The sequence below is a fragment of the Cupriavidus basilensis OR16 genome, assembly GCF_000243095.1.
In the GTDB taxonomy this organism is placed as follows: Bacteria; Pseudomonadota; Gammaproteobacteria; order Burkholderiales; family Burkholderiaceae; genus Cupriavidus; species Cupriavidus basilensis_D.
The window spans coordinates 1-25,280 of record NZ_AHJE01000054.1 but is presented as its reverse complement, the minus strand read 5'-3'; the positions used below and the strand labels follow the sequence as shown (position 1 = coordinate 25,280).

Annotated in this window: 17 protein-coding genes and 3 pseudogenes; 8 read left to right on the top strand and 12 right to left on the bottom strand. The window is 62.1% G+C overall.

Features of this window, described 5'->3' with window-relative positions; all coding sequences use genetic code 11:
* The first annotated feature begins 7 nt into the window (after positions 1-7).
* The 5 genes and pseudogenes from OR16_RS20605 to OR16_RS20585 all read left to right on the top strand — a co-directional run bounded on the left by OR16_RS20605 (position 8) and on the right by OR16_RS20585 (position 5,537).
* Positions 8-1,144 (top strand): alpha/beta hydrolase, encoded by a 1,137-nt coding sequence (locus OR16_RS20605; RefSeq protein ID WP_006159891.1) that lies wholly within the window; start codon positions 8-10, stop codon positions 1,142-1,144.
* A gap of 16 nt (positions 1,145-1,160) precedes the next feature.
* On the top strand, positions 1,161-2,588 hold the full coding sequence (locus OR16_RS20600) for a long-chain-fatty-acid--CoA ligase (protein ID WP_237717138.1): 1,428 nt from the start codon (positions 1,161-1,163) through the stop codon (positions 2,586-2,588).
* Between the two features lie 49 nt (positions 2,589-2,637).
* Positions 2,638-3,346, top strand: a pseudogene (locus tag OR16_RS20595) (class II aldolase/adducin family protein).
* Positions 3,347-3,425: 79 nt separating this feature from the next.
* Positions 3,426-4,136: a haloacid dehalogenase type II gene (locus OR16_RS20590; RefSeq protein WP_043420476.1), complete on the top strand. Its 711-nt coding sequence runs from the start codon at positions 3,426-3,428 to the stop codon at positions 4,134-4,136.
* A 237-nt stretch (positions 4,137-4,373) separates the two neighbouring features.
* A complete protein-coding gene (locus OR16_RS20585; protein ID WP_006159888.1) occupies positions 4,374-5,537 on the top strand; it encodes a porin in 1,164 nt (387 codons plus the stop codon).
* 248 nt (positions 5,538-5,785) lie between these two features.
* On the opposite strand, the gene OR16_RS20580 is transcribed toward OR16_RS20585, so the two are convergent.
* The 5 genes from OR16_RS20580 to OR16_RS20560 all read right to left on the bottom strand — a co-directional run bounded on the left by OR16_RS20580 (position 5,786) and on the right by OR16_RS20560 (position 10,585).
* The gene (locus OR16_RS20580) at positions 5,786-6,529 is read right to left on the bottom strand and encodes an SDR family NAD(P)-dependent oxidoreductase (protein ID WP_006159887.1); all 744 of its coding nucleotides are present in this window, start codon (positions 6,527-6,529) and stop codon (positions 5,786-5,788) included.
* 105 nt (positions 6,530-6,634) lie between these two features.
* A complete protein-coding gene (locus OR16_RS20575) occupies positions 6,635-7,498 on the bottom strand; it encodes an alpha/beta fold hydrolase (protein ID WP_006159886.1) in 864 nt (287 codons plus the stop codon).
* 129 nt (positions 7,499-7,627) lie between these two features.
* Entirely contained in the window at positions 7,628-8,416 is a 789-nt protein-coding gene (locus tag OR16_RS20570; protein WP_006159885.1) for an SDR family NAD(P)-dependent oxidoreductase, read from the bottom strand.
* Between the two features lie 86 nt (positions 8,417-8,502).
* A complete protein-coding gene (locus tag OR16_RS20565) occupies positions 8,503-9,597 on the bottom strand; it encodes an alkene reductase (RefSeq protein ID WP_006159884.1) in 1,095 nt (364 codons plus the stop codon).
* Positions 9,598-9,745: 148 nt separating this feature from the next.
* Entirely contained in the window at positions 9,746-10,585 is an 840-nt protein-coding gene (locus OR16_RS20560) for an alpha/beta fold hydrolase (protein ID WP_006159883.1), read from the bottom strand.
* A 133-nt stretch (positions 10,586-10,718) separates the two neighbouring features.
* On the opposite strand from OR16_RS20560, the gene OR16_RS20555 reads away from it, so the two are divergent.
* Positions 10,719-11,300 (top strand): TetR/AcrR family transcriptional regulator, encoded by a 582-nt coding sequence (locus OR16_RS20555; RefSeq protein WP_006159882.1) that lies wholly within the window; start codon positions 10,719-10,721, stop codon positions 11,298-11,300.
* Positions 11,301-11,612: 312 nt separating this feature from the next.
* On the opposite strand, the gene OR16_RS20550 is transcribed toward OR16_RS20555, so the two are convergent.
* From OR16_RS20550 to OR16_RS20535, 5 genes and pseudogenes are all read right to left on the bottom strand, one after another.
* Complete coding sequence (locus OR16_RS20550) at positions 11,613-12,179, bottom strand: hypothetical protein (RefSeq protein WP_006159881.1); 567 nt, start codon at positions 12,177-12,179, stop codon at positions 11,613-11,615.
* Positions 12,157-13,242, bottom strand: a pseudogene (locus OR16_RS41585) (porin). Before OR16_RS41585 ends, OR16_RS20550 begins: the two are co-directional and overlap by 23 nt.
* Before the next feature lie 148 nt (positions 13,243-13,390).
* Positions 13,391-16,355: pseudogene (locus OR16_RS20545) on the bottom strand (efflux RND transporter permease subunit).
* Positions 16,356-16,387: 32 nt separating this feature from the next.
* Complete coding sequence (locus OR16_RS20540) at positions 16,388-17,500, bottom strand: efflux RND transporter periplasmic adaptor subunit (protein WP_006159878.1); 1,113 nt, start codon at positions 17,498-17,500, stop codon at positions 16,388-16,390.
* Between the two features lie 87 nt (positions 17,501-17,587).
* The gene (locus OR16_RS20535) at positions 17,588-18,202 is read right to left on the bottom strand and encodes a TetR/AcrR family transcriptional regulator (RefSeq protein WP_006159877.1); all 615 of its coding nucleotides are present in this window, start codon (positions 18,200-18,202) and stop codon (positions 17,588-17,590) included.
* A gap of 85 nt (positions 18,203-18,287) precedes the next feature.
* Between OR16_RS20535 and OR16_RS20530 the strand changes: the two genes are divergently transcribed.
* Positions 18,288-19,748 carry an efflux transporter outer membrane subunit gene (locus tag OR16_RS20530; RefSeq protein ID WP_043420465.1) on the top strand — a complete coding sequence of 487 codons (1,461 nt, stop codon included), beginning with the start codon at positions 18,288-18,290 and terminating at the stop codon, positions 19,746-19,748.
* A gap of 90 nt (positions 19,749-19,838) precedes the next feature.
* Complete coding sequence (locus OR16_RS20525; RefSeq protein ID WP_006159874.1) at positions 19,839-20,600, top strand: oxidoreductase; 762 nt, start codon at positions 19,839-19,841, stop codon at positions 20,598-20,600.
* A gap of 79 nt (positions 20,601-20,679) precedes the next feature.
* Here OR16_RS20525 and OR16_RS20520 read toward each other — a convergent pair whose 3' ends face one another.
* Together OR16_RS20520 and mprA are read right to left on the bottom strand one after the other, a co-directional pair.
* Complete coding sequence (locus OR16_RS20520) at positions 20,680-22,140, bottom strand: ISNCY family transposase (RefSeq protein WP_423739668.1); 1,461 nt, start codon at positions 22,138-22,140, stop codon at positions 20,680-20,682.
* A gap of 221 nt (positions 22,141-22,361) precedes the next feature.
* Positions 22,362-24,995 carry an MprA protease, GlyGly-CTERM protein-sorting domain-containing form gene (gene mprA, locus OR16_RS47340; RefSeq protein ID WP_063709603.1) on the bottom strand — a complete coding sequence of 878 codons (2,634 nt, stop codon included), beginning with the start codon at positions 24,993-24,995 and terminating at the stop codon, positions 22,362-22,364.
* Positions 24,996-25,280: the final 285 nt, after the last annotated feature.

The window sequence follows — 25,280 nt, the reverse complement described above, 5'->3', positions numbered from 1 at the left end:
ACCATCCATGATGACCTTGCCGCTCGAGCCCGGCGTGCGCGCGTGCTATTCCGACAACGGCAATGGCCTTCGCATGCATTGGCTGGAGGCGGGCGACCCGCGTCCCGAGACGCCGATGATCGTGCTGCTGCATGGCTTCCCCGAGCTGGCGTTCAGCTGGCGGCACCAGCTGAACGCGTTGGCGCAAGCGGGATTTTACGTGGTCGCGCCCGACCAGCGCGGCTATGGCCGCACGACGGGCTGGATCGCCGAGGCCGACACGGACCTTTGCACATTCCGAATGGACAACCTGGTGCGAGACGTACTGGGTCTTGTCCAGGCGCTTGGAAGGACGTCGGTCCACGCCGTGGTGGGTCATGACTTCGGCTCGCACGTGGCGGCCTGGTGCGCGCTGATCCGCCCCGACGTCTTCCGTTCACTGGCGATGTTGGCCACGCCTTTCACCGGGCCGCCGCTGTTCCGGCTCGGCGCACCTGATGCCCCGGACCTTCGTTCCAGGCAACTGGCGGAAGCCCTCGCGGGCCTTTCGGCCCTCGAGCGCCCGCGCAAGCACTACCAACTCTACTACTCCGGCCCGCGCGCCAATGCCGAGATGCACGCCGCCCGCCAGGGCTTGCATGAATTCCTGCGGGGCTACTACTACCTGAAGAGTGCGCAGGGCACCGACGAGCGGCCCGAGCCCTTGCCCGACCTGACCGCGCAATCCTTGGCCCGGCTGCCCACCTACTACGTGATGGACGCCGACCTGGGGATGTCGGAAACCGTCGCCCGCAGCCTTGCACAACGCGAGATGCGGCCGAGCCGGTGGCTGTCGGAAGAAGCGCTTCGCGTGTATAGCCAGGAATTTGGCCGCACGGGTTTCCAGGGCGGCCTGCTGTGGTACCGGGCCGCCACCAGCCGTGAGCTTCAGCAGGGGCTGCAGCTCTATGCCGGATTGACCATCGACGTGCCCAGCTGCTTCATCGCCGGTGAGCAGGACTGGGGTGTCCACATGCTTCCGGGCGCGCTCGAAGCGATGCACCTCGATGCCTGCCCTCGCTTGGTCTCGTCCCGGTTCATCGCCGATGCCGGTCATTGGGTGCAACAAGAAAAACCGGAGGCGGTGAATGCCGCGCTCCTCGATTTTCTGAATAGGGGCTGTTGATATGCAATCTGTAACCGTGGAACCGAACACCACATCTGACGCCTTTGGTCCGAAATCGTTGCTGATCAAGCAACTGCTGGAGGCGGGGCTGACCCGCAGCCCTTCACAGGAGGTTGTGTACGGAGATGCCGTACGCTTCGATTACGCCGAACTGAGCCAACGCATCGGGCGCTTGGCGGCGGGCCTGGCGTCGCTGGGCGCGCGGCCCGGCAACACCATCGCCGTCATGGACTGGGACACGCATCGCTACCTGGAGTGCTTCTTCGCGGTCCCGATGGCGGGCATGGTCCTGCATACGGTCAATGTCCGGCTGTCAGCCGAGCAATTGCTCTACACCATCAACCATGCACGGGACGACTTCATCCTCGTCAATTCGGAGTTTCTGCCGATGCTCGAGGACATCTGGGATCGCGTGGACCCGGGAAAGCAGTTGGTCCTGATGACAGACGAGGCGCATCCGGGTGCAATCCGCCTTCCAATCGCCGCCGAATACGAGGCACTGCTCGCTCGCTCGAACGCGGTGAAGAATTGGCCTGATCTGGACGAGTCGACGCGTGCCACGACCTTCTACACAACCGGCACCACCGGCTTGCCCAAGGCGGTCTGCTTCAGCCATCGGCAACTCGTGCTGCATACCCTGGCTAGCCGCTGCGCGTTGGCGGGGCCGGGCACCGGTCGCTTCAATCATGACGACGTCTACATGCCGGTGACGCCCATGTTCCACGTTCACGCCTGGGGCATGCCCTACGTCGCCACGATGATGGGCGTCAAGCAGGTGTACCCCGGGCGATACATTCCGGACCGTCTACTCACCTTGTTCGAGCGCGAGAAGGTCACCTTCTCCCACTGCGTGCCGACGATCCTGCAGATGATGCTGGACGCGGCAGTGGCGAGAGGCCAGCGCCTCGACGGCTGGACGGTCGTCATCGGCGGGGCGGCGCTCGCGCAATCCCTGGCCAAAGCCGCAATGGCACGCGGAGTCGACGTCTTTGCCGGCTACGGCATGTCGGAGACCGGGCCCATCCTGACGTTGGCACAACCCCGGTCGGCACGGTCCGAGGCACCCACTGACCAGGAGATCGAAGCCCGCTGCCATGCAGGCTGGGCCATCCCACTCGTCCAGTTGCGCGTCGTCGACGAAGCGATGAACGACCTGCCGTGGGATGGCCGCTCGCCCGGTGAACTCGTGGCGCGATCGCCTTGGCTCACGCAGTCCTACATTGGTGATGCACAAGCGAGCCAGGCGCTGTGGGGCGGTGGCTGGCTGCACACAGGGGACATCGCCGTGATGAATGCAGATGGCTGCGTCCGGATCGTGGACCGATTGAAGGACGTGATCAAGACCGGCGGCGAATGGGTCTCGTCGCTGCAGCTCGAGGACATTCTCCTCAAGCATCCGCAGATCCAGGAAGCCGCCATCATCGGTATTTCCCGCAAGAGGTGATGTTCGCCGACAGCCTGCCCAAGACCAGCGTGGGCAAGCTGGACAAGAGTTGCGTTGCGACCTGGCTGCCTGCTATCGCCTGGTGGCGCTGCACGGCTGGACCGACCTGGTGTTCACGCACATCAGTGCGCGCCTGCCGGGTGACGGCCATGACTTTTTGATCAACCCCTACGGCCTGCTGTTCGACGAGATCACGGCGTCATCGCTCCTGCGCGTCGACGCATCGGGCAACCAGCTCACCGAGTCGCCGTTCACGGTGAACCGCGCGGGCTTCGTCATCCACAGCGCCATCCATGCTGCACGGCCTGACGTGCAGTGTGTGTTGCACACGCATACGCGTGCCGGTGTCGGCGTCAGCGCGCAGCAGGCAGGGCTGCTGCCCATCTCGCAGCAGTCGATGGTGATCCAGGGTTCGCTGGCGTACCACGACTATGAAGGTATTGCGCTGCGTGACGCGGAGAAGCCGCGACTGCAATCGGACTTGGGCAAGGCCAACTACCTGATGCTGCGCAATCATGGCCTACTCACGGTAGGTGCGACGCGTCGCCGACGCGTTCCTGGCGATGTACATCTTCGAGAGCGCCTGCCAGATTCAGATTGCGGCACAGGCCGGCGGGCCGTTGACCATGGTCGATGAGTCCATCCAGGCGACCGCGCAGGCCGATGCGCGCGCGCAGACCGGCGGCATTGGCGGCCGTTTCGTGTGGCCGGCCCTGTTGCGAAAGCTCGAGCGTACCAACCCCGGGTACGACGTGTGATTGATTCGATGGTCGCGCGAGCGGCCCTGTGAATCCTCCTCAAAGAGTGGGGCTTGAAGTAAACAAAATGATAGAACACATGAACCCTCAATTGGTTGCCGGTACCAAAGTGCTTGCCTTCGATGTATTCGGGACAGTCGTCGATTGGTACAAGAGCGTCATGCAAGAACTCGGCGCGATGAACCTCGACGTGGACCGCAACAAGTTCACGCTGGCCTGGAGGGCAGGCTACATGCCGGCTATCCAGAAGGTCATGTCCGGCGAACTTGGCTGGACTTCGATTGACGACCTGCACAGGATGGTCCTGGACGAACTCCTGGAAACGTTTCAGGTGCTGCACTTGACGGAGGCGGAGAAACGCAACCTGAACAAGGCCTGGCATCGATTGGAGGCGTGGCCGGATACCGTGGAAGGCCTTACCAGATTGAAGTCGCGATACACGATCTGCACCATGTCGAACGGCAATATCGGATTGCTGGCCAATATGTCTAAGAGCGCATCTCTACCGTGGGACTGCATTCTTTCGGCAGAGGTCTTTCGCAAGTACAAGCCCGACCCGGCGACTTACCTGGGAGTCGCTCAGGTGTTCGATATCGATCCAGGCGAAGTCATGATGGTGGCTGCTCATCAGGATGACTTGGCACATGCGCGCGCATGCGGACTGCAAACCGCTTACATCGAGAGGTCGCTGGAATACGGTCCCTTCCAGCACAAGGACGTCTCTCCCAATGCGGACAACACGCTTCACGCCAGGAATCTGGTGGAACTTGCCGTTGCGCTGGGCTGTTAATCGAAGGCCCGAGAACAATTCGGGCAACACCGCGACGCCCCGATTTCGGGCATTGATTGCCCAGACGGGTACGGATCTGCGCCCCCCCCCAATCCTCCATCGTGGGGACGGTGCAGGGATCACGTACGCGCTGCTTGGCTAGTCATCGACACATTGCACGCTGGTTCGGCGATTCCAATCAGGGAAGGAATCTGGTTCCATCAGTAGTAACAAGAAGAGAAACGGAGAGAGACACCAATGACCCTCAGGAAAATCGCCCTTGCAGCACTGCTGGCTTGTCCGCCGGCTGCATTCGCGCAGTTGTCCGTCACGCTCTATGGCGTCGCGGACGCCAACGTCGAGTACGCCAATCACGTTGCCGCATTGCCCACGGCAAGCAACGGCTTCAATTCCGGTTCGGGGAACAACGTTGTCCGCATGGACTCCGGTGGTTTGTCCGGTTCGCGCTGGGGCCTACGCGGTACGGAGGACCTTGGTCAGGGACTTCGAGCGCTTTTCGTGCTAGAGAGCGGCTTCGGTCTTGATACCGGCACCCTGCAACAAGGCGGCCGACTGTTCGGGCGACAGGCATTTGTGGGCGTGCAAGATGCGCGCTTCGGTCAGATCACCCTTGGCCGCCAGTACACCTCGGTGTTTGACGCACTCGCCAACTTCGTGCCAGGAGCCTACTCGACCCAGTATGAGCCCACTGTGTTGCAGCAGGGCGCCAACTATCGTGAGGACAACACCGTCAAGTACACGGGCAAGCTCGGTCCTGTAACAGCCCTCGCTCACTGGTCGTTCGGTGCCGGGGTGGCACTGCCGGCCGCGGTGGGCGTGGCGGGGCCAATCGGCGGCAACGGGGAAGTCCCGGGCCAGTTCCGGCGTGACACCGCGTATGGCGCCGCGCTGGTCTATGGAGCGGGCCCGTTCGGCTTGACTGCTGGCTACGATCAGTGGAATCCGACCATCGGCACCGGCAGCGGCACCGCCAAGAAGGCTGTGGTCGCCACAAGCTACACCTATGGGCCGGCGAAGGTGATGGGCGGCTATCGCTGGGGTCATACCAAGAATGCGACCGACGTCCTGATCCAGCGTGATGACTACTACTGGATCGGCGGCACCTATCGAGTGACGCCGGCGGTTGGCCTGACGCTCGAGTACAGCTACGATGACCTCAAGAGCCTGTTCGGCAACACGAACGTGGCCAACCCGTGGCAGATCGCCTTCATTTCGACCTACTCGTTCTCCAAGCGTACCGATGTTTATCTGAGCACGGCATACGCGAAGCACGCCGGTCTGATGATGGAATCACTGGCGACGACTTTCGCCACCAGCCTCTCCGTGGGCAACAGCTATGCGCTGGGCAATGGCCAGACCTCAATGGTGGGTGTTGCCCTGGGCGTTCGCCATCAGTTCTGAGTGCGCTGGGACACCGGCAAGGAGCAGGTGGTGAAAGTCCACTACGATGAGGGTATGGCGAACCACATCGGCCCCCCCGCACCGGTCGCGCTATCTCCAGAGGCATCCTGTTGGCAGGACGAATCTCTGATCCCTCGTGCAGGGGTGAACGTTTAAGACCACCAGAATTGCAGGTTGCACCGGATCGCAAAATCCATGCTGTCAAGGGGCGTCGATTCCTGAGCCGGCAGCTGTTTGATTCGGTGTGGTTACCAGTTTTCCTTGAACGGTCTCAGGTCGAGTTCCTGCGTCCACGCCGATTTCGGCTGGCGGTGCAACATCCAGTAGTTTTCGGCAATGGCATCATACTCAAGGAGTCCTTCCGGACCGAGGTGCTCAATCATTTGTGGATAGGCACCCTGAAGCCGGTCTCCGAGGATGCCGCCATCGATGACGATATGCGCGACGTGAATTCCCTTGGGCCCGTATTCGCGGGCCATGCTTTGCGCGATCATTCGAAGCCCCGCCTTGGCCGCGGCGAAGTGCGCAAAGCCGGGCTTGCCGCGCAGACTGCCTGAGGCGCCAGTGAAGATCACGGTGCCGCGGCCCAGCGGGACCAGTCGCCGCGCGGCCTCACGACCGACCAAGAAGCCCGAATAGCAGCCAACGCGCCAGAAGTCTTCGAACTGTGCTGCGGTTAGTTTCGTGAAATCGATGAGGGCGTTGTTGCCGGCGTTGGACACGATGACATCGGCGGGCCTGCGGCCCGGCCCTGGGTTCATCGCCCGGTCGAAAGCGGCGATCACCTGCGTTTCATCGGTCACGTCAGTCCGAAGCGCTTCGGCACTGCCGATTCCCGACGCGGTGATCTCCTCAACCACCTCCTCAATCTTGGACAGCGTGCGCCCGGTCGCGATGACGTGATAGCCCTCGCGTGCGAAGCGCCTGCACACGGCGCCGCCGACTCCGCGGACCGATCCCACGCCGAACACGATTGCAGTTGGCTGACTCATGTCATTGTCTCCATTCAGTTAGTGAGGATGCCGATACTGGCGTCATCGCGCACGCATGCCTCGACGGCGGCCAGGTTGCCGAACTTATGCGTCGCATGAGATCGATCATTCATTCAAGAAGGAAAGGGCCTTTGATACGAAATCGGCCTGATTCTGGAAAATCCCACCATGCCCGGCGTCTTCGTAAATGACCAGTTGTGAGTCCGGAATGCGGCGCGCCATGTCGGTACTGTTCACGGTGGGCACCATGATGTCGTTGTCGCCGTTAGCGATCAGGACCGGGATCCGGATGCTGCCGAGATCCTGCGGCGCTTGCCGGCCCCAGGCCTTGATCGCCTTCAACTGCCGCAGGAAGGCGACCGGTGTCGGGTCTTTGTCCCGGGTTCCCTGGCGTTCCTTCAGTCGTTCCAGGAAGGCCTTCGCGGCTCGGCGACCATTCGCCGTGGACGTGAAGAACAGGTAGTACTTGGGATCCCGCCGCGTCAGCAGGCCCTTGATGATCAATGGCCAGGAGACCGCGCCCACCTTGTCGATGCCTTGGCCGCCCGCCGGGCCCGTACCGGTTAGCATGAGCTTGCGCACCAAGCCGGGCGCTTTCAGCACCATGTCCTGCGCCACGAATCCGCCGAGCGAAAAACCGAGCAGATCCACCGTCTCGAAACCCAGTGCGTGGATCAAGGCGATGGCATCGCGTGCCATCTCATCGATGGTCAAGGGCGCCGTGCCGCCCGACGCGCCGATTCCCCGGTAGTCGGTGGCGATGACGCGATGCCTGCCGGCAAGGCCATCGACGATCCGCGGATCGAAATTGTCCAGCACCGCGCCCCAATGATTGAGAAGAATCAGTGGTACTCCACTGCGAGGCCCCAGGTCGCGGTAGGCAAAGGCAGTACCCCCGACGTCGATCAAAAGGTTCGCGGCATTGGCGTAGGTCGTGCCCGATCGAACGTGTTTGTCGGAATTGGTCATTGTTTACTCCGCGTGCCCCGTATGGAACCGGAAATCTGGGGATGTGAAGGAGAAGGCCCGCCGTCAAGTACGATGCGGCGCCCACGCGTTCATTCGACCATTGTGCGCCGTAGGTTCCTGGAGGGCGCCTTACGAGGCAGTGCGATACCGCGCTGCGGCGTGCGCCTGCCTGATGTCCGGAAGCAGGCCTTGCCGCGCGGCCTCCAGGGCGTCCCAGCGTGCGGCGTCGTGCAGTGGCGGGATGGTCACGAGTTCACGGCGATCGAAGCCGACCAGCGCGGCATCGACCAGCTCGTCCACTTCCATCACTCCGGACAGGGTATCGAGGTCGATGCCCGCGCGCTCCCAGATCTCGGTGCGGGTGGCCGCTGGCAGCACGGCCTGGATGTAGACGCCCTTGGGCGCCAGCTCTAGGCTCAGCCCCTGAGAGAGGTACAGTACGAAGGCCTTGGTCGCCCCGTAGACCGACATGCCGAACTCCGGCGCCAGGCCGACGACCGAACCGATGTTGACGATGGCGCCTTCGCCGACCTGTGCCAGGCGCGGGGCAATGGCGGCGGCCAGCCGGGCCAGAGCTGTCGTGTTGAGAGTGACCAGCCGGTCAATGCTCTCGGCGCTCTGCTCGACGAAGCTGCCGGACTGGGCGACCCCGGCATTGTTGATGAGGATGCCAATCCTGGCGTCGTCGCGCAGGCGCTTCTCGACCGCGGTCAGGTCGTCGGGCCGGGTCAGGTCGGCCTGGAGGACATCGACGGCGACGCCGGTTTCCTCGCGCAGGCGGGCCGCGAGTGCATCCAGCCGTGCCTTGTCGCGCGCCACCAGCACGAGATCCTGGCCGCGGTGCGCGAAGCGCTCGGCGTAGGTGGCACCGATGCCGGTGGAGGCACCGGTAATGAGGACAGTCGAACGGGTTGTCATGTGCTTGTTCTCTGGCGAAACGTGAACAGGCCGCGATGGCGCGGCATGTGGGCCGGGGCCGCATTGCGGTGCGGCCCCGGAGAGGCTTACTGGGCGCTGGTCTCGGCCAGCGTTGGGTGGTCGGTATAGCCCTTCGCGCCGCCGCCGTAGAGCGTGGCCGGATTGAAGTCCGCCAGCGGTGCGCCGGTCTTCAGCCGCTCCACCAGGTCGGGGTTGGCGATGAACGGGCGGCCGAAGGCGAACAGGTCCGCCTTGTCCTCGTTGAGGCGGGCGGCGGCCAGGGACAGGTCGTAGCCGTTGTTGGCGATGTAGGTGTGCTTGAAACGCTTGCGCAGCGCGTCATAGTCGAACGGGGCCACGTCGCGCGGGCCGCCAGTGGCGCCTTCGACGACGTGAAGGTAGACCAGGCCCAGGGCGTCGAGCTGCTCGACCAGGTAGTCGAACTGCGCCTGTGGATCGGTGCTGGAAACGCCGTTGGCCGGCGACACCGGCGAGATGCGGATGCCGGTGCGCTCGGCGCCGATCTCGTTGACCACGGCACGGGCCACCTCCAGCACGAGCCGTGCGCGATTCTCGACCGAGCCGCCATAGGCGTCGGTGCGGACATTGGCGGCATCCCTGAGGAACTGGTCCAGCAGATAGCCGTTGGCGCCATGGATCTCGACGCCGTCGAAGCCGGCGGCGATGGCGTTGGCCGCGGCCTGGCGGAAGTCGTTCACAATCCCCGGCAGCTCGTCGAGTTCGAGCGCGCGCGGCGCGGACACGTCGGTGAAGCCGTTGTTGACGAAGGTCTTGGTCCCGGCCTGGATGGCCGAGGGCGCCACCGGAGCGGCACCGTTCTCCTGCAGGTCGACGTGCGAGACGCGCCCGACGTGCCACAACTGCAGGAAGATCCGCCCGCCCTTCGCATGAACAGCGTCGGTGACCTGGCGCCAGCCGTCGATCTGCGCCTGCGTGTAGATGCCGGGCGTGTCCTGGTAGCCCTGTCCCTGCTGCGAGATCTGCGTGGCCTCGGAGATCAGCAGGCCGGCCGACGCGCGCTGGCTGTAGTAGGTGGCAGCGAGCTCGCCGGGAACGAAGCCGGCGCCGGCGCGGTTGCGCGTCAGCGGCGCTAGCACGACCCGGTTGGATAGGGTCAGGGAGCCAAGCGTGTAGGGCTTGAACAAAGTCTTGTCGGTCATGTCTTCTTCCTTTTCAGTTGATTGATGGTCGTTGTTGCGCGTGCGCGTCGTCGCACGGTCGATCATCCGAATGGGGCTTGTGTCGAGCCCCTCGGGACCGCTCAATTCAGACCAATGCCTCGCGGTCACGGCGACCGCGCGCCAAGTACTACTCCTCCAGGAACTGGATCGCGTGCTTCAGGAAGCGCTCGGGATACTGATACTGCGCGCCATGCCCGGCATCGGGGTAGATCAGCAACTGGGCGTTGGGGATGTTCTGCGCCAGGTACCAGGAATTGATTGAGGCGATCATGATGTCGTTGACGCCGTTGAGCACTAGAGTCGACTGCTGGATCGCGTTTAGGTAGGTATAGGGGTTCTCACCCGGCAGCGGCGCGAAATAGGCCACGTGCGCCTCGGCCTGGGCCTTGGCCACCTCGGCCGAGCTGGGCGGGTCCTGGTCGACGCGCTGGTGGCGCCGCTCCCAGAACGTGAGGCCCGCTTGCTTGGCGGCCTCTGAGCGGCCGAAGAACAGGTAGAGGAAGTCTTCCGCGGTCGGCACCGGATTCGGCGCGACCTGCAGCACCTTCGGTTCCATCGTCGGATCACCACCTCGCAGGCCGGTGCCGAGCAGTAGCAGCTTGCGCACCAGTCCGGGGTGGCGCAGCGCGACCTCCTGCACCTGCATGCCGCCGATCGAGAAGCCGAGCAGATCGACCTGCGACAGGCCCAGCGCCCGGATCACCAAGGCGATGTCGTCGGCCATTTCCTCGATCCGGTTGCGAGGCGTACCGGTGGACGAGGCAACGCCACGACCATTGAACAGGATGACCTCGCGGCCCTCGGCCAAGCCATCGGTCAGCAGAGGATCCCAGTGGTCCAGACCGCCTCGGAAATGCTGCACGAAGAACAGTGGGGCGCCGGAGGGCTTGCCCCAGCGGCGGTAGGTGAAGCGGTCGCCGTCCACTTCGATGAAGCGGGTGGGTGCATTCAGGTGAGTGTCGCTCATGGCCTAAGTCCTTAGAAAAAGACGATCCACAATAATGATGATCATAATCTAAAATGTCAATAGCTTTGATGATGGTCAACATCAATGTATATTGACGCTTTGTTTCTTGGCTAACAGAAAGAGGCTCACGGGCATGAAAGTCACCAAAGCACAGGCACAGGAGAACCGGGCGCGCATCGTTGAGACGGCGTCCACGTTGTTCCGTGAGCGCGGCTACGACGGCGTGGGTGTGGCAGAGCTGATGGCGGCCGCCGGCTTCACCCACGGCGGGTTCTACAAGCACTTCCGCTCCAAAGCTGACCTGATGGCCGAGGCGGCCGCCTGCGGGATCTCACAAACCAAGGCGCGGACCGGGGGAGTGGACATCCCCGAGTTCATCAATCGCTACATTTCCCGGGAGCACCGCGACGCCCGTGGCAGCGGCTGCACGATGGCGGCCCTTTGCGGCGATGCGGCGCGTCAACCAGAAGCCATCAAGGCCACGTTTGCGGCTGGAATCGAAAGCCTGCTGACGGCCCTTGAACGCGAAGGCGTGACGTTGGATACGCTGGATCAGCGCAAGGCGCGCGCAAAGATGATCGACATGCTTGCCCATTCGGTCGGCGCGATCGTGCTGTCGCGAGCCTGTCCGGATGACTCCCCGCTGGCGGACGAGATTCTGGAAGTCTGCCGCTCAGAAATTCTCGCGCCATTGTCGACGTCGGTGGACAACTAGCAAGCAGGCCGTGCGACCCGGGAGCCTGCGCAAGATCAAGACACCGCGCAGCCCGATATCGGGGACCGCTGAAGCCTATTGCCATCGACGCGTGCGCCGTGCCGCGGCTGGCCCTTGGTGTCTGGCAAAAATCAATTTGCCGGTGGGCCACTATTGCATATGCAACCGTGTATGGGAATGGCGCTGTCGATGTAGGTTGATTTGGTTGTTGCCCGTTGGGAAGCGGAAGAGGAAGCGGTTCGCGCTCGCCTGGAAGACCTCGATGCCGTGCCGCAGGAACAGATCGCCGGTGGCTAGATCAGAATGTCCGGTTTAATGCAGGCTGGTTTTGATTCTTTTACGTCTTTTCCCTGGCTGTTTCCGTAAGGCAGTCGAGCTGGCCTGAGGCGGTAAGGTATCTACAGGGTGGGGCGGTTGCGCCAGTTCATCGATGGCGCGACGCAAGTCTTCCGCATTCAGCTGCCGTTGTGGTTTCGTGCCCGGTGTCGCCTGTTCGGGCCGTTGCCGCGGTTTTTGACCGGTCAGCGTGCGCGACGGTGTCGCTAGGATGCGACGATTTTCGCGCTGGGCCTGCACGCGCTGGGCGATCTCCAGCACATGCCCCAGCCGCTTGTTCTCCACCACTGTGCCCTGATTGATCTCGGACAGCCGGTCATAGAGGGCGTAGGGCAGGGAAGCCCCGTCGGCCCACAACTCGATACGGCCGTCCGGATATTCGGCCACTTCGATGTAGCGATGGATCAAGGGGCGCCGCTCGGGTTGGTCCGTGGTGAGATACAGCTTGCGGTCGTACTGCAGCGTCAGTCGGTTGGAGACTTTGCGCCATTCGCGCCAGGTAAAGATGCGCTCGAGGTCCTCAAAACGTGTGACGGATTCCAAGCCCTACCCCGAGCATGGACGTCTCGCCTGCGCCGAGGGCGTAGCTATTCCCTGTCCCCAGACTGTTGGCATAATTTACGGCGCTATTATCAAGATTGAGTCCCGCGTTCTTTGTGAAAGAAGTTACGACGTAGGCACTTGTACGCTTGGAGAATGAATAATTAGCGATTGCCGTTACTTGCCATGGATTGCCAATTTGCGATTCACCCACTCTTCGGTGAATCCTGTCGTACGCGTACTCCAAAGTGAAATCCACACTCGGTGTCAACTTGTAGTTTGCGCCGATCCAATAGAAATTGTCTCGCAGGATTTCCTTTCGGGCCCCATCTTTATTCTTTCCCCAGCGGTACCCGGCCATTAGCTTTGCAGGCCCCGCAGCATAGCTTCCGGCAACCGCGATTTTTTATAATTTACTCCAACGCCATACGCAGAGTCTCTGTGAAATTGCCCCGGAACCTCGCCGGTTCCTGTGAGCGGGATTGTGCTTGGCGCGGTGGCGGGTAACGTAAGACCTGTTCCAAAGGACCAATGAGCACCGATAGTGAAGGGACCGAAAGCACCGCTATATTTCGCCGTGTTGTCTTCTCGATAGGCCGGCCCAAGAAGAAGTACGGTTGGTGAGTATTGCGTTGCGTAGATCGTTGGTGAAAAATTCGCAATGGAATCGAACAGCGATGTGTATTGACGCCCGAATGTGAATTTTCCAAGTGAGCTGCTTTGCAATCCAACGAACGCTTGGCGGCAAAAAAGTCGACCCTGCATCTGGGTGCCGTTATCGATACTCACGCCGCTTTCAAGGACAAAAATGGACTGCAGGCCGCCCACCAATATCCTCTGTTCCGCGAATCCCCCAGCGCGATCCGGACAGACCACCAGAATCCATTCGATAGACGTTTTTTCCGGGCCAACTATTTAACCCATTGCTTGCCAATGGCACCGTACCGACGTGATTTTCGTATTCCATTCTCATATCTGCAACGCCATACAGAATAACGTTATACATGAGCCATGTCATGCCAGAAAATAGGCTCAAGGAGCCCAGGAGAATTGGATTTACCTTCATATTTTGTCTCCTCACCGCGATTTTTATGACCTCTAGCACAGCAGCACGCCTTGGGTGGAGGCCATGTACCCAATGTCCCGTCTAGAAGACGCTTTAATGCAAGTGGATTGAAATCAAGGGCCATGCGGCGGAAACATGCCCTCGCAATTCAATATGACTCGGGCGCCAGTTGTCCGGCGGGCTGCACGGTCTCGTGTCGATCACGCTGCGTATCGGCCGCGCTGCCGGGCCGGATCCTGAACCAGATCGAGTACATGGCCGGCAGGAACACCAGAGTCAAGATCGTCCCGGCAAACGTCCCGCCGATGAGGGTGTAAGCGAGCGCGCCCCAGAACACCGAATGGGTCAGCGGAATGAAGGCCAGGATGGCGGCCAACGCGGTAAGGATCACCGGCCGCGCACGCTGGACCGTGGCTTCCACAACGGCCCTGAATGGATCCAACCCTTCGTCTTTGTTGTGCTGAATCTGCCCGATCAGGATCAGCGTGTTGCGCATCAAGATGCCCGACAACGCAATCAGGCCAACCAGCGCGTTGATGCCGAACGGTTGCCCGAACAGAATCAGCGTTGGCACCACGCCAATCAGGCCGAGGGGGCTGGTCAGGAACACCATGACCATCGCCGGAATGGACCGCACCTGGAAGATGAGAATCAGCAGGGTGACTGCCAGCATGATCGGGAACAGCGGCAGCATGGCCTTCGTCGCCTTGCCCGATTCTTCAATGGAACCCCCTTGTTCAATGCGGTATCCGTTGGGCAGTTTCTCGATGATTGGCTGAAGCTGCGCGCTGATGGCTGTCGACACGTCGGGCGGTTGCAGGCCATCGGCGATATCGCCTCGCACCGTGATCGTCGGCATGCGATCGCGCCGCCGAATGATGGGCTCTTCCATGCGCACATCGATCTTGCCCACCTGCGAGAGCGGAATGCGTTGCCCGTTGGCGCCTGCCAGCGTGAAGTCGCCGATCTTGGTCGGATCCAGTCGGATGTCGCCGGCCGAGCGGGCGGTCACCTGCACCGTGCGGATGTCCTCGCGCACCGCCGTCACCGGCATGCCGTTGAGTAGGAATTGCAGTTGTTGCGCGACGGCGCTGGAGGTCAGCCCCACGGCCTGCAAGCGGTCCTGCTGCAAGGTGAAGTGCAGCGTCGGTACGCGCATCCCCCAATCGGTATTGACCGTGCGCATCATCGGGCTGGCGTCCATGACTTGTCGAACATCGGCCGCGATGCGGCGCAACGTCTCCGCATCGGGGCCGGTCACGCGATAGGCAACCGGGAACGGAGAGTACGGACCGAACACGAGCTGCGTGACCCGTACGCGCGCCTCGGGGGCGAGGCCGTCGGCAATCGCCTGGCGCAGGCGCTGCTTCAACGCGTCACGCTCTTCCTGGCTGTCGGTGCGGATCACGATCTTGGCGAACGACGGATCCGGCAGTTCCGGCCCCATCGCCAGATAGAAGCGCGGCGCACCCTGGCCAACGTAAGCCGTCACAATCTTGGCTTCCTTCTGTTTGGCGAGCCAAGCTTCCAGCGTTGCGGCGGCCGTGCTGGTCTGGTTGATCGATGTTCCATAGGGCATCTGCACCTCGACCAGCACTTCAGGCCGATCCGAAATTGGGAAGAACTGCTTCTTGACCACCGCCATACCGAGGATGGCCAAGGCAAAGAGCCCGACGACCGAACCCGCGACCAGCCATTTGCGCGCAATCACACGCCCGAGCAGCGCACGGAAGCGGTTGTAACGCAGGGTGTCGTAAATCGCATCGTGGCCGCCTTCGACCTTCTTGAAGTCGGGCAGCATCTTTACGCCTAGGTAAGGCGTGAACACCACTGCGACCACCCAGGACGTGATCAGCGCAATGCCGACGATCCAGAACATGTTGCTGGTGTATTCGCCCGCGGTGGATCGCGCAAAGCCATTGGGCATGAAGCCGACGGCGGTCACCAGCGTGCCCGACAGCATGGGCGCCGCAGTGTGGCTCCATGCATATGCCGAAGCGGCGACGCGGCTGTAGCCTTCTTCCATCTTCACCACCATCATTTCGATGGCGATGATGGCGTCGTCCACCAGCAAGCCGAGCGCCAGAATCAAAGATCCAAGTGTGATGCGGTCGAAGTTCTTGCCTGTCGCAGCCATCACCACAAAGACGACCGCCAGTGTCAACGGCACGGCCGCGGCCACCACCAGGCCCGCGCGCCAACCCATGCTGACGAAGCTCACCAGCATGACCACCAGTAGCGCGGCGAAGAACTTGAGCATGAACTCATCGACGGCAGCGGCGATGTTGACTGCCTGGTCGGTCACCTTGGTCAAGCTCATGCCGAGCGGCATGTCAGCGTTGATGGCGCCCACCTCCTTGTCGAGCGCCTTGCCCAGGTCCAGCCCGTTCCAGCCTTCGCGCATGACGATGCCCAGCAGCAAGGCAGGCTGGCCACCATTGCGCACCATGAACGTGGCAGGATCCTCGTAGCCGCGCTTGACCGTGGCAATGTCCGACAGCTTCAACGTTCGGCCCTGCGATACAACCGGCGTATCCCGAATCTTCTGCAGCTCGTCGAACGCGCCGTCCCTCGACATAGATGCGCTCCGACTGCTCGCCGATGATGTTGACCTTCTTCACGCCGGGCACGTGCAGCAAGCGCTGACGCAGCGTCTCCGCATCTCGCACGAGCACACGTTGCGGTTCGCCCTGCGCCTTGAGCGCAAACAACGCAAAGGTCACGTCCGCATACTCGTCGTTGACCATCGGCCCGATCACGCCGGGCGGGAGGTTGGCCACCTCGTCGCTGACTTTCTTGCGCGCTTGGTAGAACTCCTCCTGAACTTCCGACGGTGGTGTGCTGTCGAGCAGGGTCAACGTGGTGAACGCCAGGCCCGGCCGCGTATACGTTTCCGTGCGGTCATACCAGCGCAGCTCCTGCATGCGCTTTTCGATCTTCTCGGCCACCTGGTCTTGCATTTCCTGCGCCGTCGCGCCGGGCCACGCGGTGATGATGGTCATCACCTTGACCGTAAACGCCGGGTCTTCCGCGCGACCCAGCTTGAAGAAGGAGATGAGACCCGCCAGGGAGATCAGGCAGATAAGGAACAACGTAATGGTGCGCTCGCGCACGGCGAGCGCCGATAGATTGAAACGACCTTGGCTCACAGACGCACCCCCGCGATGGCAGTGCTGGCGCCTTGCCCTGCCACACGGACTTGCTGTCCTTCACGCAGCAGTTGTGCGCCAAGCGCGACGATGCGGTCCCCTTGCTTGACTTGGCCAGCAACCCGAGCGCTTTCGTCGCCGAGGCGCACGATGGTGACGGATCGCCACGACACCTTCGCCGGATCACCCTGGATGACCCACACACCCGGGCCCTTGCCGGCATCGAGCACGGCACCAAGCGGCACCTGCAGATCGCCTTGCACGGTGGTGAGCCGATCGGGAATCTGGATCGTCACGGTGGCGCCCAGCGGCGCATTGGCCAGTTCCCCATCCAGCACATAGCGCGCTTCGAACGTGCGGGTAAGCCGATCGGCAGCATCCGACAGTTGCCGCAGCTTGGCAGGTACACCGGCGCTTTCCTTGCCGAAAAGCGTGGCTTGTGCGACAGAGTCGATCGCCGGCCGCAACGTTTCCGGCAACTGGACCACCGCTTCACGGCGGCCAGCGTGTAGCCGTACAACGGCTTGCCCTGCGTTGACGACCTGGCCGGGCTCGGCCAGCGTCTCCATGACCACGCCTTCACCATCGGCAACAAGCTCTGCGTAACGGCTGGCGTTACGCGCAACATCGGCCTGCGCTTCCGCTGCACTCAGCTGGGCTTTGGCGGCGTCCGCCGCAGCCTTGGCTTGGTCATAGGCTGAGGCGGAAATGGCGCCCGTTCCGCGCAGATCGCGGTAGCGGGCTTCGTCTTCCGCCGTCTGGTGCGCGCGCGCTCGCGCAGCGCTCACGGCTTCTTGCTGTGCGTGCGCGGCGAGCTTCAGATCGACAGGGTCGATGCGCATGAGCGGTTGCCCGCGCTTGACGGTCTGCCCGGCATCCACAAGCCGCTCCAACACCTTGCCGGGCACGCGGAACCCGAGATCACTCTGCACCCGGGCAGCGACGACTCCCGTGAATGAACGCGACGCGGAAGCGACGGGCTGAACGAACGCGGCACGCACCAACGGTGCCTCGGTGCGCGGGTCGGCAGGGGCCTTTTCGCCGCAAGCGCTCAAAGCGAGCGGCAACGCACCAATAACGATAGAGGTAACAAAGCGACGCGAAAGCATGAAAGCCCCATCAACAAGATGATCTGGGCTTTCATTCTGGTTCTTGTGACCACTTTAGTCAATGGTCACATTCAAAAAATCTGCGCGTCAGGGGGAAAGGCTCCGAAGCACGAGGCTGGAGAGCAGCCCGGGCGCACTTTCCGTGTAGTCCAAGCTGTGCTGCAAAAGCAACGGATTCATGTACGGGCGCATGACCAGGTAGATGGCCGTCGTGGCCTCGTCCAACGGCGTCTTGCGCTCGAAGTCTCCGGTCTCCCGGCCCTCCTGCAGCACATCGCGCAGCAACCTCTGGATGCGGTCCTCATAGGCGATCACCGCTTGCCAGCGTTCAGTCGCTGCCGAGGCCGCGATCTCGTACAGCTTGCGGTCGTGGGAAAACAACCGAAGGCTGGCCTCAGTCAAGGCTTTGAACATGCGCCGGAGCTTCTCCGGCGGGGAGTCGGCGTCGGTCAGGGCGGCATTCACGTCGGCCTCGATCTCGCGCAGGCAGTTGGCGCAGATCATCTCGCCAATGGCCTGTTTGGACTCGAAGAACTTGTAGATGTAGGCCTTGGAAAAACCGATGGCCTTGGCCAGATCGGAAACGGCGGTCTTCTCGTAGCCGTAGCGGCTGAAGTGCTCGGTGGCGGCGGCAACGATCTGGTCTCGCACGTCATGGTCCGCGGGGCCACGGGCGGAAACGGGGTAGGGGGTGGTCTTCATAGGCTCCAGCTTACGCGAGTCGCGATAGTTGAACAACGTGTGACCAATTTGTACTATAGTCACAAAAACCAGATGGAAGACGTCCATGTTGCCAAAACACTCCCTTATGGCCCTTTGCGTTGCCAGCCTGGCGACCGGTTGTGCCGTCGGCCCCGATTATGTGAAGCCCAATGCGCCGGTTCCGCAACAATTCCAGGGCCAGACGGCAGTCGAGCAGCGGACAGCCAATGCCGGAGCCGATCTACCTGCGTGGTGGGCTGGCTTTGGCGATCCGCAACTCACGCGGTTCGTGCAGCTCGCTCTGGAACAGAACCTGGACCTTGCACAGGCCTTCGCCCGCGTCACGCAAGCCCGTGCGGGGCTTGGCGCTGCCAATGCCGTGTTGCTGCCCTCCGGCAATGTCACGGGCCAGGCAGCGCGTGCGTACCAGTCCGTCGAAACCCCTTTGGGCCGCGTCTTGAATTCGCGGCCCGGCTTCGACCGCTACGGCAACGCTTTTGAGGCCGATGTCAGCGCAAGCTGGGAGTTGGACGTATTCGGCGGCCTGCGCCGTGGCCGCGAGGGGGCACTTGCCGACTACCAGGCCTCCCAGGCGGGCGCAGTCGCCACACGGCTGACCGTGGCCGCACAGACTGCCGATATCTTCATCACCATCCGCGGCTTACAGACGCGCTTGAAAGTGGCCCGCCACCAGGTACAGGCGCAAGAAGAATTGCTCTCCACCATCAACCTGCTGTACGGCAAGGGACTGGCGGCCGAGCTTCAAGTCCGGCAGGCCGAAGGCGCACTCGCTCAGGTTCGCGCTTCCATCCCACAGCTTGAGGCTGGCCTCGATGCGGCGATGAACGCGCTGGATGTGATGCTCGGCTCGCTGCCGGGCACGCACCGGGCGGAGCTTGCGCAAGGCGGCGACATCCCGGCCGCTCCGCAAATTACGATCAGCGGATCGCCGGGCGAATTGCTGAGGCGCCGCCCCGACCTCATCGTCGCCGAGCGCCGCCTAGCGGCTTCCAACGCGCGCATCGGTGTCGCCATAGCCGAGTACTACCCGAAGTTCTCGCTCAGCGGCCTGCTCGGCAGCGCTACATCGGTGGGCGCCGGCAGCCTGTTCGGTAGCGGTGCCAGTCAATTTGCCGGCGTGCTCGGTCTGCGCTGGCGCCTGTTCGACTTCGGCCGTATCAACGCGCAGATCGATCAGGCCAAGGGGCAAGAGGCGGAGATGCTGGCCGCGTACCGGCTCGCCGTGCTGCGCGCCACGGAGGATGTGGAAGACGCCTTTTCTGCCCTCGTCAAGCGCGAGGAGCAAGCGGCCGTGCTCACACAAGGCGTGGATTCACTTGGCCGCGCGCGAGATGCATCGTTTGCTGCGTATCAAAAAGGCGTCGTTAGCCTGATTGAAGTCCTGCAAGCCGACGACAGCCTGTTACGTGCATCAGACGCGCGCGCGCAGGCGCAAACCGAATCAGCGCGCGCTGCCGTCGCGGCATTCAAGGCGCTGGGCGGTGGGTGGCAGCCCGACGAATCGACCGCCGTTGCTAGCAAATAGTCACTCCGCGAATGAGGCTGCGCATTCAGCACGGCTCATCGCTCGAACCTTTACCGCAGCACCGACCCACTCATACCGAAAGAAACTGCCATGTCGAATTCCAAAGTTGTCGTCATTACAGGCGTGTCCTCGGGCATCGGCCGTGCCACCGCCGCGAAGTTTGCGCTGCGGGGCTGCCGGGTATTCGGCACCGTGCGCAACCTCGCAAAAGCGCAGCCGCTACCGGGCGTTGAGCTGGTCGAGATGGATATCCGCGATGAAGCCTCGGTTCAGCGGGGGATCCAGGCCATCATCGCGCAGGCCAAGCGCATCGATGTGCTCGTCAACGCCGAAGCGCAGGCGCTGTTCGACACCAACGTGTTTGGCATCTTGCGCACCACCCGAGCCGTATTGCCGCACATGCGTGCGCAACGTTCGGGAAGAATCATCAACATCAGCTCCGTGCTCGGCTTTCTGCCGGCGCCGTACATGGGCCTATATTCGGCATCCAAACACGCTGTGGAGGGGATGTCCGAGACGTTGGATCACGAGGTGCGCAAGTTCGGCATCCGTGTGGTGCTTGTCGAACCCTCATTTACCAAGACCAGCCTGGATACCAACGCCCCCCACGCGGCTTCCAAGGTATCTGCCTACGACGACGAGCGCAGCGTCGTTTCGCAGGCGATTCAAAGAAGTGTCCAAAAAGCACCGGACCCCGATGGCGTCGCGAGCACGGTCGTCGATGCCGCTCTCGGCGCGTGGAAGATGCGCCGTACCCCCAAAGGCGAGGCCTCCCTTCTGAGCAAGCTGCGCCGCTTCATGCCGGCAGGACCGGTCGGTGCGAGTCTGCGCAAGACGTTCGGACTCTCCTGAAGCGCGTTACCGGAAACAGATCTGGCCTGTCTAGGCTAAATTGAGATGTCCGGTCTTTGGCTAGATCAGAATGTCCGGTCTAGTGCAGGATGGTGTTGGTTCTTTTGCGTCTTTTTCTGGGCTGTTTCCGTAAGGCAGTCGAGCTGGCCTGAGGCGGTAACGTATCTACAGGGTGGGGCGGTTGCGCCAGTTCATCAATGGCGCGACGCAAGTCTTCCGCATTCAGCTGCCGTTGTGGTTTCGTGCCCGGGGTCGCCTGTTTGGGCCGTTGCCGCGGTTTTTGACCGGTCAGCGTGCGCGATGGTGTCGCTAGGATGCGACGATTGTCGCGCTGGGCCTGCACGCGCTGGGCGATCTCCAGCACATGCCCCAACCGCTTGTTTTCCACCACCGCTCCCTGATTGATCTCGGACAGCCGGTCATAGAGGACGTAGGGCAGGGAAGTCCCGTCGGCCCACAACTCGATGCGGCCGTCCGGATACTCGGCCACTTCGATGTAGCGATGAATCAAGGAGCGCTGCTCGGGTTGGTCCGTGATGAGGTACAGCTTGCGGTCGTATTGCAGCGTCAGTCGATTGGAGACTTTGCGCCATTCACGCCAGGTAAAGATGCGCTCGAGGTCCTCGTCGGGCCGTACGGGACGGTGCGCGTTGAAGTCGCTTCTTGGCATCTTGGCGAACCGCACATTGAAGTCAGCCAGGAAGACTGGGGCAAAGGCATTGGCCTCGGCCAGCGTCGAGATGCCGCGCTGGCGCAGCTCTTTGACTAGCCGGTCCTGCAGCGTGCCATTCATTCGCTCCACACGGCCCTTGGCCTGACTACTGTTAGCGCAAAGGCTCTCGATATTCAGCTCGTACAACACGCGCCCGAACTGCGTATGGTCCCGTCCCGTGGTGACGCCTTTGGCATTGACCCGGAAGATGCTGGCCTTGTCGCTGTAGAAGGCCACCGGCTTGCCATGGCGCTCGATGTAAGCACGCGTCGCTGCAAAATAGGCGAAAGTCGATTCGGTCGGCACGAACAGCAACTGCATCAGGCGGCTGGTGGCATCGTCGACATAGACCAGCAGCGTGCACATGGGCGCCCGCTCCTCGAACCACGCGTGCTCGCTACCATCGATCTGCACCAGTTCACCCAGGCAGGCGCGGCGCTTGCGCGGCTGGTGCATCTTGGGCGGGCGCAACTTCCTGGGGACCCAGAAGCCGGCGTCAATCATGATCCGGCGCACCGTCTCCTTGGCCAGGTCGATGCCATGGCGCTCGCGCAGCTTCTCGCAGGCGAGCGTCGGACCGTAATCGGCGTAATGCTGCTGGATTAGCGCGCGTGCCTGCGCTTCGAGCATCCTCGGCAGTTGGCGATGGCCTGGCTGCCCACGCTGGCGCGACAGCAAGCCCATAGGGCCATCGGCTCGCCAGCGCTGGACCAGCCGCCGGACCTGTCGCGCCGTCAAATCCAGGCGCTCCGCGGCACGCCATTGCGCCAGCAGGCCCTCGGCCGTTGCCTGAATGACCTTGAAGCGGTCAACATCGCGCAGACTCATGGTGATCAATCCTCGATCCTTCATGGCGCGCTCCCGTACAACCCAGGCGCTACCAGTATAGGTCTATCCAGAGGACATTCTGATGTGGCTGGAAGCGGACATTCTGATTTGGCCGTAACACCTGTATCCGCGCATAATAGTTCTTATGTTAAATCAAAAAAACAGCCCACCAGCCCACCAGCCCACCAGCCCACCAGCCCATGTAATGATGGGCATCGCCGTCATACAGTTCCCGAGAGATGAACGCGATTTCGCCCCGCGCCTTTCGCCTTGTAAAGCGCGATATCGGCTGCATCGACGAGCTCATCGGCGAAGCGTTCGCGCTGAAGGGTCGCGCAACCAGCACTGACTGTGATGTAGCCGACGGCGGCCGGCGCCTCGAGGTTCAATCGCGTAACCGTTTGAAGCGCTCGTGCCGCGACCTCGGCGGCGCCACGGAGGTCGGTTTCCGGCAGGACAATCACAAATTCCTCCCCTCCGTATCGGCAAACGAAGTCCGTTGGCCGCTGGACGACTCCCGCTAGCGCAGCCGCCACTCTGACCAGGCAAGCGTCCCCTTTCAGATGTCCCAAGGTGTCGTTGTAGAGCTTGAAATGGTCCACATCGATCATGACTAGCGACAGCGGTAAATTGGCGCGCTTCGGTAAATTGGCGCGCTTCGCACGATCGAATTCCTTGCCGAATTGCCCGCTGAAGTAGCTTCGGTTGTAGAGGTCTGTCAATGCATCACGAACCGACGTTTGCAGCAAGGTGGCATGGACCGCGAAAAGCCGCCGGTACAGTACCGTGACTTCCCACACTAGGACGCACACCATGACGCCGGGCGCGAACATGCTGAATACCCTCGCGAGATACCAGCCTACGCTGAACGTGGTGGCACTCAGCAGGTTCAGGCTGGTGTCGATGAGACAAGCCAGCAAGGCGATCGATAGCCAGATGTCGAGCACTGCCCGCAAGCGGCCGGCCAGCAATACGAATGCAATGGCGGCGACATTGAGCGACCATATTGCTAGCGCGGTCGCGTTCTTCTCATACGCTCCCGCGTTTCCCGCCGCGTTGAGAGCGGATGGCAATCCGCCGTGTATCGCTACCCCGCAAAGTGCCACACCGATTGCGACCGGCCCCCCTACTAGCCCCCATGTCCACAGACTGACGTTCTTGCTTTTGATCAGATCGGCCGAGGAAAGACTGCGCGTCGCCACTGCGAGGATCACAAAAAAAGGAAAGCCGCCATGCCAGAAGACCCACATCCACGCGGCGCTATTCGGACCGGCGCCGAAGAGGCCGCTCGGGGTCGCCAAGGCCGTGAATGCGTATGCTCCGATACGGCGGCGACCTACGAAGGCCAGCAAGCCGCCAGCAAGGAGTAGCACCGCCTCGAAGAGACTGAACGCACCGCCGCCGCCCCCTCCTCCACTTGAGCTGCTGCCGCTATTGGTGCTGGCAGGTACCGTGGCTGACAGCAGCACACTGGTGCCGGCCGAGAGTCCTGAGGCGTTGTCAGTCACGGTCAGGCCGAACTGGTAGTCGCCGGCCACCGTTGGGGTGAACGACGCGACCGCCGCATTGGCATTCAGCAACGTCACCTTCGGGCCGCTAAGCTGGCTCCAGGCATACGAGACGTTGGCGCTGCTGGACTGGCTGCCATCAAGTGCCACCGTCGTGCCAGTATTCACCGATTTCGGCGCACTCGCCGACGCGGTGGGAACAACGGCCTGTGCGGTCAGGGTAACGGCCCCGAACGCGTCGAGCATGCCGGTGCCGCAAATCCACGTACTGCAGCTTGGGTCTACGAAGGCCCGGGCGCTCTTGCGCAGCAGCTGGCGCACCGCGGCTGGCGTCAGTGTCGGCCGCAAAGCAAGCATCAATGCCGCAACGCCAGCAACCTGCGGAACAGCGTTGCTCGTGCCGATCCCCCCCGAGTTATAAATGGGTGCGCCATCGTTACCATAGGACGTGGCGCCGATGGTCCCCAACGACCAGCCATAGACCGGATCAGCCTGCGCTATCGAGCCGCCCCCTCCCGGGGCAGCGACCGCAATCGCCGGCCCAAAATTGCTATACGAACCGAGGGCGCCAGCGTAGGTCAATCCGGCAACGGCAATCGCGCCATTACATGTAGCGGGCGTTGTCACCGCACCACTTTCGTTGCCGGCCGCCACGACCACCACGGCTCCCCTGGCGCTTGCATCTGCTATGGCCGCTTGCGTGGCAGCATCGCACTTGGAGACTCCGGCAGCGCCAAGACTCAGGCTAATGACCCGAGCCGGGTTCTGGTTGGCAGGAACGCCAGGTACGCTGGAACCCGCGGCCCATCGAATAGCGTCCGCGACGTCAAAGCTGCTCGCCTGGCATTCATCCATGACCTTTACGGGCAGAATGGATGCATTGGGGGCGACACCCGCGATGCCTATTCCGTTGTTGGTTGCCGCGGTCGCGATGCCCGCCATGCTGGTGCCGTGGTAGACCATCAACGGCCCGCTGCCGTTCTGCTGGGCAGGGTTGGCGCATTGCGCACCAACGGCCGGCGGCAGCGTGTTGGTGCCACGGCCTGTACGCGTGATGAAGCTGTAGCCCGGGAGCACCTTGCCCTGCAAGTCGGGATGGGTTGTGCTCACGCCGTTGTCGACAATCGCGATCACGATGCCATCGCCTTTGCTGCTCGACCAGGCATTCACCGCGTTGATCGCGCCCTTGGCATTGCCCGGGATCGCCGGGTCATGCAGGTTCCATTGGTCAGAGGCCAAGTTGGGATCGTTCGGAATCCAGCCGCCGTTCAGCGTGTTCGTCCGATGGTGGGTTTCCGCTTCGACCCAATCCAGCGGTGTCCTCGAGGGTTGCTGCGGCGATTTCAAAACGACGAACCAGGCAGGAGTTTGTTCCGACTGTTCCTATGTCCTTTTCTTCAACACTGACATACGGTTCGTGAATTCTCTTGGCTAGCCTGGCGCCTGCCTATTCGTAAAATTACAAGTGTTGTCTGAATATAAAAATCCGGCTTTTCTCGGCACAAATCGGACTAGTCCGATTCCAAAATATCGGTCCTTATGCTAGGTTCGCCATGGATGACAATCTTCGCAAACCATCTTTCCATCTGATTGAAAGACAGATTTCATAGAAATTGCGTACTGATAATTACG